General features: G+C 71.7%; 13 protein-coding genes and 1 tRNA gene. 10 read left to right on the top strand and 4 right to left on the bottom strand.

The window, feature by feature from the left end; all coding sequences use genetic code 11:
• Positions 1 to 26 precede the first annotated feature (26 nt).
• A complete protein-coding gene (locus tag ACJOT3_RS02070; protein WP_406968119.1) occupies positions 27 to 698 on the top strand; it encodes a response regulator transcription factor in 672 nt (223 codons plus the stop codon).
• Here ACJOT3_RS02070 and ACJOT3_RS02065 read toward each other — a convergent pair.
• The gene (locus tag ACJOT3_RS02065) at positions 674 to 2,794 is read right to left on the bottom strand and encodes an ATP-binding protein (protein WP_406968117.1); all 2,121 of its coding nucleotides are present in this window, start codon (positions 2,792 to 2,794) and stop codon (positions 674 to 676) included. The two genes, ACJOT3_RS02070 and ACJOT3_RS02065, sit on opposite strands and share 25 nt — an antisense overlap.
• Before the next feature lie 207 nt (positions 2,795 to 3,001).
• Between ACJOT3_RS02065 and ACJOT3_RS02060 the strand changes: the two genes are divergently transcribed.
• Positions 3,002 to 3,655: a hypothetical protein gene (locus ACJOT3_RS02060; protein ID WP_406968115.1), complete on the top strand. Its 654-nt coding sequence runs from the start codon at positions 3,002 to 3,004 to the stop codon at positions 3,653 to 3,655.
• Between the two features lie 353 nt (positions 3,656 to 4,008).
• Positions 4,009 to 4,602: a TMEM165/GDT1 family protein gene (locus ACJOT3_RS02055; RefSeq protein ID WP_406968113.1), complete on the top strand. Its 594-nt coding sequence runs from the start codon at positions 4,009 to 4,011 to the stop codon at positions 4,600 to 4,602.
• Positions 4,603 to 4,626: 24 nt separating this feature from the next.
• Here the strand turns inward: ACJOT3_RS02055 and ACJOT3_RS02050 are convergent, their stop codons facing one another.
• Positions 4,627 to 5,673, bottom strand: a complete 1,047-nt coding sequence (locus tag ACJOT3_RS02050; RefSeq protein WP_406968111.1) for an adenosine deaminase — start codon at positions 5,671 to 5,673, stop codon at positions 4,627 to 4,629.
• 123 nt (positions 5,674 to 5,796) lie between these two features.
• On the bottom strand, positions 5,797 to 7,005 hold the full coding sequence (locus tag ACJOT3_RS02045) for a pyridoxal phosphate-dependent aminotransferase (RefSeq protein ID WP_406968109.1): 1,209 nt from the start codon (positions 7,003 to 7,005) through the stop codon (positions 5,797 to 5,799).
• Positions 7,006 to 7,243: 238 nt separating this feature from the next.
• Here ACJOT3_RS02045 and ACJOT3_RS02040 point away from each other — a divergent pair.
• From ACJOT3_RS02040 to rplA, 5 genes are all read left to right on the top strand, one after another.
• Positions 7,244 to 7,316 (top strand) — tRNA-Trp (locus ACJOT3_RS02040).
• Between the two features lie 101 nt (positions 7,317 to 7,417).
• Positions 7,418 to 7,672: a preprotein translocase subunit SecE gene (gene secE / locus ACJOT3_RS02035; protein WP_406968107.1), complete on the top strand. Its 255-nt coding sequence runs from the start codon at positions 7,418 to 7,420 to the stop codon at positions 7,670 to 7,672.
• Positions 7,673 to 7,938: 266 nt separating this feature from the next.
• Positions 7,939 to 8,784: a transcription termination/antitermination protein NusG gene (nusG, locus tag ACJOT3_RS02030; protein WP_406968105.1), complete on the top strand. Its 846-nt coding sequence runs from the start codon at positions 7,939 to 7,941 to the stop codon at positions 8,782 to 8,784.
• 251 nt (positions 8,785 to 9,035) lie between these two features.
• The gene (rplK, locus tag ACJOT3_RS02025) at positions 9,036 to 9,464 is read left to right on the top strand and encodes a 50S ribosomal protein L11 (protein ID WP_220563411.1); all 429 of its coding nucleotides are present in this window, start codon (positions 9,036 to 9,038) and stop codon (positions 9,462 to 9,464) included.
• A gap of 118 nt (positions 9,465 to 9,582) precedes the next feature.
• Complete coding sequence (gene rplA / locus ACJOT3_RS02020) at positions 9,583 to 10,260, top strand: 50S ribosomal protein L1 (protein WP_406968103.1); 678 nt, start codon at positions 9,583 to 9,585, stop codon at positions 10,258 to 10,260.
• Positions 10,261 to 10,386: 126 nt separating this feature from the next.
• Here rplA and ACJOT3_RS02015 read toward each other — a convergent pair whose 3' ends face one another.
• On the bottom strand, positions 10,387 to 11,235 hold the full coding sequence (locus tag ACJOT3_RS02015) for an SCO4651 family lipoprotein (protein WP_406968101.1): 849 nt from the start codon (positions 11,233 to 11,235) through the stop codon (positions 10,387 to 10,389).
• A gap of 472 nt (positions 11,236 to 11,707) precedes the next feature.
• Here ACJOT3_RS02015 and rplJ point away from each other — a divergent pair, with 472 nt between their 5' ends.
• Together rplJ and rplL are read left to right on the top strand one after the other, a co-directional pair.
• Positions 11,708 to 12,235 carry a 50S ribosomal protein L10 gene (gene rplJ, locus ACJOT3_RS02010; RefSeq protein WP_406968099.1) on the top strand — a complete coding sequence of 176 codons (528 nt, stop codon included), beginning with the start codon at positions 11,708 to 11,710 and terminating at the stop codon, positions 12,233 to 12,235.
• 97 nt (positions 12,236 to 12,332) lie between these two features.
• Entirely contained in the window at positions 12,333 to 12,719 is a 387-nt protein-coding gene (gene rplL, locus ACJOT3_RS02005; RefSeq protein ID WP_406968097.1) for a 50S ribosomal protein L7/L12, read from the top strand.
• Positions 12,720 to 13,247: the final 528 nt, after the last annotated feature.

Genomic DNA, 13,247 nt, shown 5'->3' with positions numbered 1-13,247 from the left:
CGGGCCGGAGGATACGCTCTGGCCCCATGAGCGTGCGCGTGGTGGTGGCCGAGGACAGCTACCTCATCCGTGAGGGCCTGCGGCTGCTGCTGGACACCCAGGGCGACATCGACCTGGTCGCGAGCGTCGCCGCCCTGCCCGACCTGCTGGCCGCCGTGGACCGCCACGCGCCCGACGTGGTGCTCACCGACGTGCGCATGCCGCCCGACGCCGGCGACGAGGGCATCGCGGCCGCCGAGCGGCTGGCCCGCACCCACCCCGGGCTGGGCGTGGTCGTGCTGTCCCAGTACATGGAGCCCGAGTGGGCGCTGCGGTTGTTCTCGCCCGGTGCCGCGGGCCGCGCCTACCTGCTCAAGGAGCGGGTGGGCGACCTGCGCCAGCTGCGCGACGCCATCGCCGCCGTGGTCGCCGGCGGCACCGTCCTGGACCCGCTCGTGGTGGAGGCGCTGGTCCGGGCCCGCACCGCCCGCGAGGCCTCGCCGCTGTCCCGGCTCACCGCCCGCGAGAACGAGGTGCTGGGCCTGGTCGCCCGGGGCCTGTCCAACGCCGCCATCGCCGACACCCTGGTCCTCACCGAACGCGCCGTGGAGAAGCACATCACCTCGGTGCTCGCCAAACTCGACCTGGACCCCGAGGACACCGCCGTGCACCGCCGGGTCCGCGCGGTCCTGCTCTACCTCTCCTCCACCCGGCCCTGAGCCTCCGCCCGCCCCTGGACCGGCACCCGCCCCCGACCCTCCACCCGGACCGGGACCTCGCCGCTCACCCGGGTACCCGACCCCGGCGCCGACTCCACCAGCACCCGCCCGCCCAGGGCCCGGATGCGGTCCCCGATCCCGGTCAGCCCGGTGCCCGACCGCGGCGCCGCGGGGTCGAACCCGCACCCGTCGTCGGAGACCAGGAACCGCAGCCGCCCGCCGCCCCCGGACACCTCCACGCCCACCGACCCCGCCCCGCCGTGCCGGACCGCGTTGTGCACCGCCTCCAGGCAGCAGAAGTAGACCGCGTCCTCCACCGCCCGCTCGTGCCTGCCCCCGGAGTCCCCGGTCACCCGGACCGGCACCGGCAGGTCCCGGGTGGCCGCCCGCAGCGCGGCCGCGGGCCCGTCCTGCTCCAGCATCGGCGGGTGCAGCCCCCGGGACAGGTCCCGCAGCGACCGCACCGCCGCGTCCAGCTCCCGGCCCAGCACCTCCAGCCCCGCCACGATCCGCTCCGCGTCCGGCCCGTCCGGTGCCTCCGCCAGCGCGCGCAGCACCCCCACCCGCAGCCGGGCCGCCACCAGCCGGGCCTGGGCGCCGTCGTGGATGTCCCGCTCCAGCCCGCGCCGCGCCCGGTCGTGCGCCTCCACCAGCCGCCGCCGCGAGTCCCGCAGCTCCTCCACGTGCTCGCGCAGCCGCCCGGTGAGCCGGTCGTTGTGCAGCACCACACCCAGGGCGTGGGCCACGTCGTCCGCCAGCGGCCGGGCGTCCGGCACCAGGTCGGCGGCGGCCCGGGCGTACAGGCGCAGCTCGCCGAACCGCTCGCCGCCGTGCTCGACCGGGGCCGCCAGCACCGGCTCCCCGTCCGCCCCCCGGCCCGCGGCGACCACTCCGCCGCCGTCCAGGGCGACCTCCGCCCGGGCCGCCCCGGTGCCCCGCAGCAGGAGTCCGGTCACCTCGTCCAGCACGTCGGCGGCGCTGCGCGCGTCGCTGGAGCGTTCGGCCAGCCGGGACAGCACCTCGGTCCGGTCGGCCCGCCGCCGGTACAGCGCCCGGTCCACCAGCCGCCGGGTGCGCCTGCGCGCGGGTTCGATGAGCAGCGCCACCGCCCCCACCGCCACCAGGGGGAGCAGGGTGTTCTCCGTGCCCTGGCCGACCAGGCGGCCCACCCCCACGACGACCGCCAGGTAGACGGCGGCGACCAGCACCGACAGCACCGCGGCCACCGCGGCCCGCCCCAGCACCGGCTCCAGGTCGTGCAGCCGGTAGCGCGCGGCCGCGAGGGCGTAGGCGGCCAGCAGGGCGATGAAGGCGACGAGTCCGGCCGGGGTCCACACCTGTGGCCACGGGGAGGTCCCCGCCATGGTCAGCGCCAGCGCCCCGGCGGTGACCCCCACCACCTGGAACTGCCGGGCCCGCTCACCCTCCGAGCGGTACCAGCGCATGCCCAGTGCCACCAGCGCCGTGATCGAGGCGGCCAGGACCAGCAGCCATCCGACCCCGGTCAGTACGACCACCTCGGGAGGCGTTTCATCGACGGTCCAGTCGGCGGTCGGCCAGGAGTCGCGCATCCCCGCCGCCACGAGCGCCGCCCCGCCCGCGGCGGCCAGCACCGGCACCGCCCGCCACCCGCGCCCCGGGGGAGGCCGCCCGTCGGGGAAGACCAACGGCAGCACGGTGATCGCCAGCACCGGTACGGGCACCCACAGCCAGCTCATGATCCACAGCGGGACCGAGGCGTCCAGGGGCATCTCGGAGGGCAGGGGGACCCGGTCCACGCCCAGGGGCCACACGAACCCGGCCGCGGTGAACCGGGCGTCCGCGAACGCCGCCACCACCACGTGCGCCACCGAGAAGACGCCCATCACCAGCAGGACCGTCCCGGCCCGGTTGCCGGGCCGCCGCATCAGCACCAGCCGGCTCAGCCACAGCAGGGCGACCCCCGTGGGCCCGTTGTGGAACAGGAAGAGCCAGAAGTACACCTCGGGCGGGCGCTGGCGGACCGCGAGGAGGACGAACGCGGCGACCACGACCACCGTGCCGACCACCGCGATCGACGTCGGCACCCGACCGGGTGCCCCCGCGTGCGCGTTCACACGATTCAGTATCCGCTCACCCCGCCCCGGGCGGAAGGCGGACAGCCGCACCCCCGGAGGTACGGGTGGCCGCCCGGCGATCGGCCGGGCCGCAGGCATGTGCCGCACCCGCGCGGGAGGAAGCCTGGAGGGGAGGCGGGGGAGACCCCGCGAACCGGGTCGGGCCGGGGACGGACGGCCCGGCACCCGCACTCCCCTGGAGGAGTCATGACCACTCAGCTCTCCGACAACGCGGCCGCGGTCCTCTCGCCCGTCGCCGCCAGGGTCCACGGCATCGCCCTGGTCCTGGGGCCCCTGCTCCTGTTCGCGAGCACCGTCGCCTTCATCACCGTGGGGGACGGCATCAACAACGGCGTCCTGGGCGGCACCGTCAGCGTGTGGGCGTGCATGGCCCTCACGCTCGGCTTCGTCGGCCTGTTCCGGGCCCTGGAGCCGGTGGCGCCGCGCGCGGCCCCCGCCCTCATGGCCCTGGCCGTGGTGTCGTTCGTCGCCGGGACCGGCTTCAGCGTCCTGGCCATCCAGACGGCCGTCTCCGGCGGCGACTACATGACGGGCGAGTTGGCCGGGGAGACGCTGATCGCGTTCTTCGCCCTGTTCCCCTGGGGCCTGTTCGGTCCGCTCATGTACGTGCTCACCGGAATCCTGCTGTGGCGCACCCGGGCGGTGCCCCGCTGGTCGGCGGTCCTGGTGGCCCTGGGCGGGATCCTGTTCGTGCTCGCCCGCCCGGAGCGGATCGACGTCCTGGCGGTCGTCTGCGACATCACCCTGATCGCGGCCCTGGTCCCCCTCGGCTGGTCGATGGCCTTCGGTGCCCGCACCCCGGTGAACCCGGTGGGCCCGGCGCGCACCCCGGCCCCGTGATCCCGCGCGGGAAAGCGCGTCCAAGAAACGGATCACCCGCATCGAATTCCAAAGTGAGGCCGGCCGAACATCGTTATTCGACCGGCCTCCGCGGTGAATTCGCCCAATCCATGAATTGCAATTCCAGGGAATGCTGCCCTAAAGTCGGAGACGTCGAAGGGGAGTAGTCCCCGATCGCGTGGTCGACATACTGGACCCCCTGTGGTCCCGGTCACGCGGGCCCCACCATGCCTCCCTCCCGCCGGGAGGGGCGGACAGCAGGGCGGACGAGACCTTCGACCCGGCCATCACCGACCGGGTCGAAGGGGCGTATCCGCTCCCTTCCGCCCCAGCCAGCATGAGGGAGAGGACATATGACGGCATTTCTCGCGGGCCTCGGAATCAGCGCCCTGGCCGTTTTCATCGCCGAAATGGGCGACAAGACCCAGCTCGTCGCCATGTCGCTGGCGACCCGCTACCGCGCGCTCACCGTCATCCTCGGCATCACCGCCGCCACCGCCGTCGTGCACATCGTGAGCGTGTTCATCGCCGAGGTCCTGGGCGCGTCCCTGCCCACCGACTGGATCACCCTCGTCGCGGGCATCGCGTTCCTGGTCTTCGGCGCCTGGACGCTGCGCGGCGATGAGATGAGCGCCAAGGACGAGGAGCGCGCCGCCTCCCGGCGCATCAAGTCCGCGTTCATCACGGTCTTCACCGTGTTCTTCATCGCCGAGCTCGGCGACAAGACCATGCTGACCACCATCGCCGTCGGCACCCAGCACGACTGGCTGCCGGTGTGGATCGGCTCCACCGCCGGCATGGTCGCGGCCGACGCCATCGCGATCGCCCTCGGCGCCGTCCTGGGCAAGAAGCTCCCGGAGAAGGCCATCAAGATCGGCGCCGCGTCCCTGTTCTTCGTCGCGGGCGCGGTCATGGTCGGCCAGGGCGTCCTCATGCTCCTGGGCTGACGCCCCCGGCCCGCCCCGGGCGGGTCACCCCAGCGGTTCGGGGTCGGCGGCCAGCCAGGCCTCCACCCCGGACAGCATCTCCTTCTTGAGCGACTCCGGCGCCCCCGAACCCCGGATCGACATCCGCGCCAGCTCGGCCAGCTCCGGGTCGGTGAACCCGAACACCTCCCGGGCGATCCGGTACTGCTCCACCAGCCGCGGACCGAACAGCAGCGGGTCGTCGGTGCCCAGCGCGATCGGCGCCCCCGCGTCGAACAGCCTCCGCAGCGGCACGTGCTCCAGCTCGTTGAACACCCCCAGGCCCACGTTGGAGGTCGGGCAGATCTCCAGCGTCACCCCCTGGGTGGCGATCCGCTCCACCAGGTACGGGTCCTCGATCGCCCGCACCCCGTGCCCCACCCGGTCGGCCTCCAGCTCGTCCAGGCACTCCCGGATGCTCAGCGGCCCCTGGAGCTCGCCGCCGTGCGGGGTCGACAGCAGCCCGGCCCGGCGGGCGATCCGGAACGCCGCCTCGAACTCCCGGGCCCGGCCGCGCCGCTCGTCGTTGTTGAGCCCGAACGACACCACGCCCCTGCCCGCGTACTGGCGGGCCAGCCGGGCCAGCGCCCGGGCGTCCAGCGGGTGCCGGGTGCGGTTGGCGGCCACCATGATCCCGACACCCACCCCGGTGTCGCGTTCGGCTGCCCGGGCGGCGTCCAGCACCAGCTCCAGGGTGGCGGTCAGCCCGTCGAACAGCGCCGCGTACCCGCTGGGGTCCACCTGGATCTCCAGCCAGCCCGAGCCGGCCGCGCGCTCGTCCTCGGCCGCCTCGCGCAGCAGCCGGTACATGTCCTCGGGCTCGCGCAGCACCGAGCGGGCGATGTCGTAGAGGCGCTGGAACCGGAACCAGCCGCGCTCGTCGGTGGCCCGCAGCTTGGGCGGCCACTCGGTCACCAGGGCCTGGGGCAGGTGCACGCCCCGCTTCTCGGCCAGCTCCACCAGTGTGGAGTGCCTCATCGACCCGGTGAAGTGGAGGTGCAGGTGGGCCTTGGGCAGCCGGTCCAAGCGGCGGCCGGTGATGGGTGTCTCCATGGACCAAGATTGCCGTATCCGGGCCACTCGTGGTGCCGGAGCGCCGTACTTCCCCGGTGATGCCCTGCACACGCCGCGGGCCCGCCCGGACGAATCCGGACGGGCCCGCGCGGTGGCACGCGCCTACTTGGCCTCGGCCAGCAGCTTCTGGATGCGGCTGACGCCCTCGGCCAGGTCCTCGTCGCCCAGCGCGTAGGACAGGCGCAGGTAGCCCGGGGTGCCGAAGGCCTCGCCCGGGACCACCGCGACCTCGGCCTCGTCCAGGATCAGCTCGGCCAGCTCGGTGGAGGTCTGCGGGCGGCGGCCGCGGATCTCCTTGCCCAGCACGCCCTTGACCGACGGGTAGGCGTAGAACGCGCCCTGCGGCTCCGGGCAGAAGACGCCGTCGATCTCGTTGAGCATCCGCACGATCGTCTTGCGGCGGCGGTCGAACGCCTTCTTCATCTCCTCCACGGCGGCCAGGTCGCCCGACACCGCGGCGATCGCGGCGGCCTGGGACACGTTGGCGACGTTGGAGGTGGCGTGCGACTGGAGGTTGCTCGCGGCCTTGACGACGTCCTTGGGGCCGATGACCCACCCCACGCGCCAGCCGGTCATCGCGTACGTCTTGGCGACGCCGTTGACGATGACGGTGCGGTCGGCGATCTCGGGCACCTCGACCGGCAGCGAGGAGAACTCGGCGTCCCCGTAGACCAGGTGCTCGTAGATCTCGTCGGTGAGCACCCACAGGCCGTGCTCGTGCGCCCACCGCCCGATGGCGCGCACCTGCTCGCGCGGGTAGACGGCGCCGGTCGGGTTGGACGGGGAGACGAACAGCAGGACCTTGGTGCGCTCGGTGCGCGCGGCCTCCAGCTGCTCCACGCTCGCCAGGTAGCCGGTGGTCTCGTCGGTGACCACGTAGACCGGCACACCGCCCGCGAGCTTGATCGACTCGGGGTAGGTGGTCCAGTACGGGGCGATGACGATGACCTCGTCGCCCGGGTCGAGCAGGGCGGCGAACGCCTCGTAGATGGCCTGCTTGCCGCCGTTGGTCACCAGGACCTGGGCGGGCTCCACCCGGTAGCCGGAGTCGCGGGCGGTCTTCTCGGCGATGGCCTTCTTCAGCTCGGGCAGGCCGCCGGCCGGGGTGTAGCGGTGGTACTTGGGCTCGCGGGCGGCGGCGATCGCCGCGTCCACGATGTAGTCCGGAGTCGGGAAGTCCGGTTCCCCCGCGCCGAAGCCGATGACGGGACGGCCCTCCGCCTTCATGGCCTTGGCCTTGGCGTCCACGGCGAGGGTTGCGGACTCGGAGATGGCGCTGATGCGTGCAGAGACACGGGGTCGGTTGGTCATGCGGTCCATGGTGTCATGCGAGGCCGCGCCCGTGTCGGGGTGGGCGGGAACCGCTGCGGAGCCGACCGTTCCGGCCCTGTCCGGGGAGGTGGGATCAGGCGGCGGAGGTAATCGGTTTGGCCCTGTGCGGGGGAACCCGTAAACTCTCACGCGTCGGCCGGTCGTGGCCCAGGTGTTACGCACCGGCAGTGTGCGGACACGGCACGGACCGGCTATGGTGGGAGCGCGGTTTCCGCATAGGGCAGTGGCTCAATTGGCAGAGCACCGGTCTCCAAAACCGGCGGTTGGGGGTTCGAGTCCCTCCTGCCCTGCACGACCGTTCGCGCGGCGTGGCGGCCTGACCGGCCGCCGCGTCGCGCGAACGGGCTTTCCTGCTATCTCGGGGACAGACCCGCGACCCTAAGGACCCCAGGTGACTCAGACTGACGCCGACGCAAAGCCCGGTAAGGAGCCCACGCGCCGTACCGGTCCGGTGACGTTCACCAAGCAGGTCGTCGGCGAGCTGCGCAAGGTGCGCTGGCCCACGCGCCGCGAACTGGTCACCTACACCATCGTGGTCCTGGTCTTCGTGCTCATGATCCTGGGTTACGTCTCGCTCCTGGACTGGGGCTTCGGCGAGGCCGTCACCTGGCTCTACGGCACCTTCGGCACCCCCGAGGGCCTCTAGTCCCCACGATCGACCCACCCGCCCCCGCGGGGGTCACCGATCTCACAGGCCGCGTTCCGCCCCGTGCGGGACGCGGCCTCGCCCGTGCGCGCGTTGGCCCCGCGCCGCGCCGGGAGAGCTTAAGCTGACAGGACCGGGTCCCGAACCGGGCGCCCCGCGCGGCGTTCCGGCCCCGGCGCAGCGCAGAACCGCTGGGCATCGAGAAGCGCTGGGCGGCACCGAGGAGGGACCGCGCAGCGCACCCGACGAGAGAAAGAGCAGCAGCCGTGTCCGAGTCCCCACTGACCAATGACGACTTCCCCGAAGAGGAGCCGGGTCAGTCGTCGGCGGAAGCGACCGGCCTGGCGGGCGAGCCGTCCGAGGAGGCCGCGCAGGCCGACTCCGACGACGCCGAGCTGACCGACGCCGCGTCGGCCGATGACGCCGAGCCGACCGACGACGTCGAGGCGGCCGACGATGCCGAGGCGGCCGACGACGAGGACGCGGAGGAGGCCGAGGAGGCCCCGCGCCTCGACCCCGTCGAGGAGTTCAAGAACGAGCTCTTCCTGCTCCCCGGCGACTGGTACGTCGTGCACACCTACGCCGGGTACGAGAAGCGCGTCAAGGCCAACGTCGAGAGCCGCACCCAGTCCCTCAACATGGAGGAGTACATCTTCCAGGTCGAGGTCCCCGAGCACCAGGTCACCGAGGTCAAGAGCGGCAAGCGCCAGCAGGTCACCGAGAAGGTGCTGCCCGGCTACGTGCTCGTCCGCATGGACCTCACCGACGAGTCCTGGTCGGCCATCCGCAACACCCCCGGCGTGACCGGGTTCGTGGGCCTGTCCAACAAGCCCGCCCCGCTCAGCCTCACCGAGGTCGCCAAGCTGCTCGCGCCCGAGCCCGAGGTCGAGCCGGAGCAGGCCCAGAAGGTCAAGGCCGGCGGGGTGGAGATCCGCTCCGACGTCGCCTACGAGGTCGGCGAGTCCGTCACGGTCATGGAGGGCCCGTTCGCGACCCTGCCCGCCACCGTGAGCGAGATCAACCCCGACACCCAGAAGCTCAAGGTGCTGGTGTCGATCTTCGGCCGCGAGACCCCCGTCGAGCTGTCGTTCAACCAGGTCGCCAAGATCTGATCCGGCCGACCGCGCCCGGGTACTCGCCCGGGCGGCGTAGACTTGGTGGGTCCGCCCTCGGGCGGACCCACTCGCGTGCCCGGCCCCCGGTCGGGTGCGCACGGCCCGCCCGGTCCCGGCGGGCCGCGGCCCGGCGTCTTCACCGCCGGGCGCACTCCTCCCACCGCGGTGGTTCCCCGGCCGTTCCCGGCCGTGCGGTGCCCAGGGAGGACAGGGACGGTACACAACGCAGATCAGGCAAAGGACCCGATATGCCTCCGAAGAAGAAACTGGCCGCACTCGTCAAGGTGCAGCTGCCCGCCGGTCAGGCGACCCCGGCTCCGCCCGTCGGTACCGCTCTCGGTCCGCACGGCGTCAACATCATGGACTTCTGCAAGCAGTACAACGCTGCCACGGAGTCCCAGCGCGGCAACGTGATCCCGGTCGAGATCTCGATCTACGAGGACCGGTCCTTCACCTTCGTCACCAAGACGCCGCCGGCGCCGAAGCTGATCCTGAAGGCCGCGGGCCTGGACAAGGCCGCCACCGACCCGGGTCGCAGCACGGCCGGTTCCATCACCGCCGAGCAGGTCCGCGAGATCGCGCAGACCAAGCTGCCCGACCTCAACACCGACGACATCGAGGCCGCCGCCAAGATCGTCGCCGGCACCGCCCGCTCGATGGGCATCGAGGTCAAGTAGCCCCGTCATCCGGCCGCTGTTACCGGCCGGGCGAGGGATGCTCGACAGTTCCAGAACCGAAACGTGGCAGGGCCTCGCGCTGGCCCACAGACCACACGTTCCCCATAAGGAGAACAGCGTGAAGCGCAGCAAGAACTACCGCAAAGCCAGCGAGCTGGTGGACCGCGAGAAGCAGTACACCCCCTCCGAGGCCGTGAAGCTGGCCAAGGAGACCTCCACCGCCAAGTTCGACGCGACCGTCGAGGTGGCCCTGCGCCTGGGCGTCGACCCGCGCAAGGCCGACCAGATGGTCCGCGGCACCGTGAACCTGCCGCACGGCACCGGTAAGACCGCACGGGTCCTGGTCTTCGCGACCGGTGAGCGTGCCGAGCAGGCTCTGGCCGCGGGCGCCGACATCATCGGTGACGACGAGATGATCGAGAAGGTGGCCAAGGGCTTCACCGACTTCGACGCCGTCGTCGCCACCCCGGACCTCATGGGCAAGGTCGGTCGCCTCGGCCGCGTCCTGGGTCCGCGCGGCCTGATGCCGAACCCCAAGACGGGCACGGTCACCCCCGACGTGGCCAAGGCCGTCACCGACATCAAGGGCGGCAAGATCGAGTTCCGCGTGGACCGCCACGGGAACCTGCACTTCATCATCGGCAAGGCCTCCTTCGGCGAGCAGCAGCTCCTGGAGAACTACCAGGCCGCCATCGACGAGGTGACCCGTCTCAAGCCGTCCGCCGCCAAGGGGCGCTACATCAAGAAGGCCGTGGTCTCCACGACCATGGGCCCGAGCATCCCGCTCGAAGCCTGACGGTCCGACTGACGCGAACGGCCCCCGGCTCCGAGAGGAGCCGGGGGCCGTCGTCGTTCCCAGGGCGGGCCTACGGGGCCCGGAGGTGCCCGGAGGGCGCCCCCCGTCCCGGGGGCGCCGCCGCGGCTACAGGTCGGTGATCTGGTCCTCGGCCGGGATCTCGAACGAGGTGGTGCCGATCTCGGAGAACTCCAGGTTCATCTCGAAGTCGTCGTCGGACATGTCCAGCTTCAGGGGGAAGCCGTCCTCGGAGATCCAGATGGCGACGTCAAGGGTGCCGATGATGTCCCCGCCGATGAACTCCAGGACCGCCAGCTTGGCCTCGGCGTCCATGGCGTCGACCTGGTCCTGGGTCAGGCTGCCCTTCACCATGGTGGTGTCCGCTCCGTTGACCTTCTCGGAGCCGACCTCCTCCATCTCCTCGATCTCGGCGAAGGCGGCCACGAGCCCGGGGAACTCCTCCAGGTCGAACATCTCTTCAGCGGTCGCGTCCTGGGCCTCCGGGGTGCCGCGCACCCAGGGGGTGTCGGCCTCCTCCAGACCGGTGTGGTTGGAGAGCAGGGGCTCGCCCTCGGCCGGGGTGATGATGATGGTGGTGCCCAGGTCCTCGGCGGTGACGCCGAGGTCTTCGGCGGTGACGCCGGTCATCTCCAGGATCATGTCGGCCATGTCGGGCATGAACACGGTGGTCTGGACGGCCTTCGGGTCGTCCATCGCCTCGAAGGTCATCTCCGCGGAGAACTCCCCGAGGTCGGGGTCCTCGGACGTCACCTCGACGAAGAGGGTGTAGTTGGTGAGCTCACGGGTGCTGTCGTCCATGCTGCTCAGCAGGTCGAAGATGCTCCCGCCCTTCTCCTCCTCGGCGGCGGCCTCGGTGGCCTCCTCGGTCGGCTCGGGGGCCTCTTCGGAGCCGCAGGCGGCGAGGGACAGGGCCAGGACCCCGGCGGTGAACAGAGCCGGGACGCGGGTCTTCACGGTGCTTGTGTCGCTTTCTCTCAAAGGGGGATGAGCACCACAGAGCGGGGTGTGCTCAACGCCGTCATGTTCCCACGCGGGGTGGACATTCCGGACTTGTTTATCTTGCGTCCCTCCGACGGTCCTCAGGCCCGTTCGGTTTCATGTTTCCCGACGTTTTCGCAGGTGAGGACCGTCACGGCCGCGGGGCCCGAAAACGCAGGTTCGAGCACCTCCGAAGTCGGGTACGATGGTTTCTTGCCGAAGACCGCTGGTCGTCACCCGAACGGGTGACCTAAGGGCCCATCCGCGATGGGCGCCCGCGCAGGTGTCACAAGAGCTTTCCCGTATCGCCCGCACGCGCCCCGCGCGTTCGGACCCGGATACGCGGACGTGCCCCGTGCGCCTGGCGCTCGGGGCTTTTTCTCGTGCTGACGCCCGTCGTCGTGCGGGTCCTTGGGAATCACCGGCGTTCAATGTTGGAAGGAGTCCCATGGCGAGGCCGGACAAGGCAGCCGCGGTCGCCGCACTCTCGGAGGAGTTCCGAGAGTCCAGCGGTGCCGTGCTGACCGAATACCGGGGGCTCACTGTGGCTCAGCTCACCGAGCTGCGCCGTAGCCTCGGCCAGAACGCGCGTTTCTCCATCGTGAAGAACACGCTGACCAAGCTGGCGCTCAAGGAGGCCGGCGTCGACGTCCAGATCGATGATCTGCTCGTCGGCCCGTCCGCCGTCGCCTTCGTCCACGGTGACGTGGTCGAGGCCGCCAAGGGTCTGCGCGACTTCGCCAAGGCGAACTCGCCGCTGGTGATCAAGGGCGGCATCATCGACGGCAAGTCGATGAGCGCCGAGGACGTCACCAAGCTGGCCGATCTGGAGTCCCGAGAGGTTCTCCTCTCGAAGCTTGCCGGCGCGCTCAAGGCCAAGCAGGGCCAGGCCGCCGCCGTCTTCCAGGCGCTTCCCTCCAAGGCCGTGCGTCTCGCACAGGCCCTGGCGGACAAGCGTTCCGAGGAAGCCGCTTAAACCCTTTGGACCACGGCGGGTGCCGACGGCGCCCGGCCACTGGCTCGCACGTGATGCCCGACGGCGCGCGTGTTCGTAAAGAAAGAGAGATCGCATCATGGCGAAGCTCAGCAACGAGGACCTGCTTGCCGCGTTCGAGGAGATGACCCTCCTCGAGCTGTCCGAGTTCGTGAAGCTCTTCGAGGACAAGTTCGACGTCACCGCCGCCGCTCCGGCCGCCGTCGTCGCCGCCCCGGGTGCCGGTGGCGGCGCCGCCGCCGAGGTCGAGGAGAAGGACGAGTTCGACGTCGTCCTCGAGGCCGCCGGCGACAAGAAGATCCAGGTCATCAAGGAGGTCCGCGGCCTCACGAGCCTGGGCCTCAAGGAGGCCAAGGACCTGGTCGACAACGCTCCCAAGCCGCTGCTCGAGGGCGTCAACAAGGAGACCGCGGAGAAGGCCAAGGCCGCTCTCGAGGGCGCCGGCGCCACCGTCACCCTCAAGTAGTCCTCAGCGGGCCGCACGCGGCCCGTCGACTGCCTGCGCGGCCGTCCACCCTTCCGGGGGTGGGCGGCCGCCTTTGTGTTGTCCAGGGGGCCCTGTACCGCCCCGGGGGCCACGGTGTTCCGACCGGTGTTCGGGCGGGTGCCGCGGCCGGCGGCCCCCGCCGCGCGGCGCCGCGCCGAGCCGCGCCCGGCGGCCGGGAACAGCCGCTCACGTGTGCGAAGCTTGTCGGGCCCGCGAGCTGGGGGAACGGCTCCGGCCCCGGGTGCGGGGCGGCCCGCGGATGCGGATCGTCCCCGGGACACGGTAATCTCCGGTGCCGGGAATCTCGGAGGGCCGATCTTGAGAGGCGGGCGGGTGAGTGTTTACCCGCTGGCCCCGGGGGAACTCTTCCGGGTGTCCGATGGCTCACAACCCCCACGGGGCCAGGGCGAGCGCGCAGTCCACCGGACGGATCGACCCCGCGCAGGGGTTGACGGATCGCCTTCCACAGGTGATGCTGCCGGTGTCGTGAGTTGCGCTGTGGACCAT

The sequence above is a fragment of the Nocardiopsis protaetiae genome (genome assembly GCF_045446735.1).
GTDB lineage: Bacteria > Actinomycetota > Actinomycetes > Streptosporangiales > Streptosporangiaceae > Nocardiopsis > Nocardiopsis protaetiae.
This window is presented reverse-complemented; position numbering and strand designations above follow the sequence as displayed.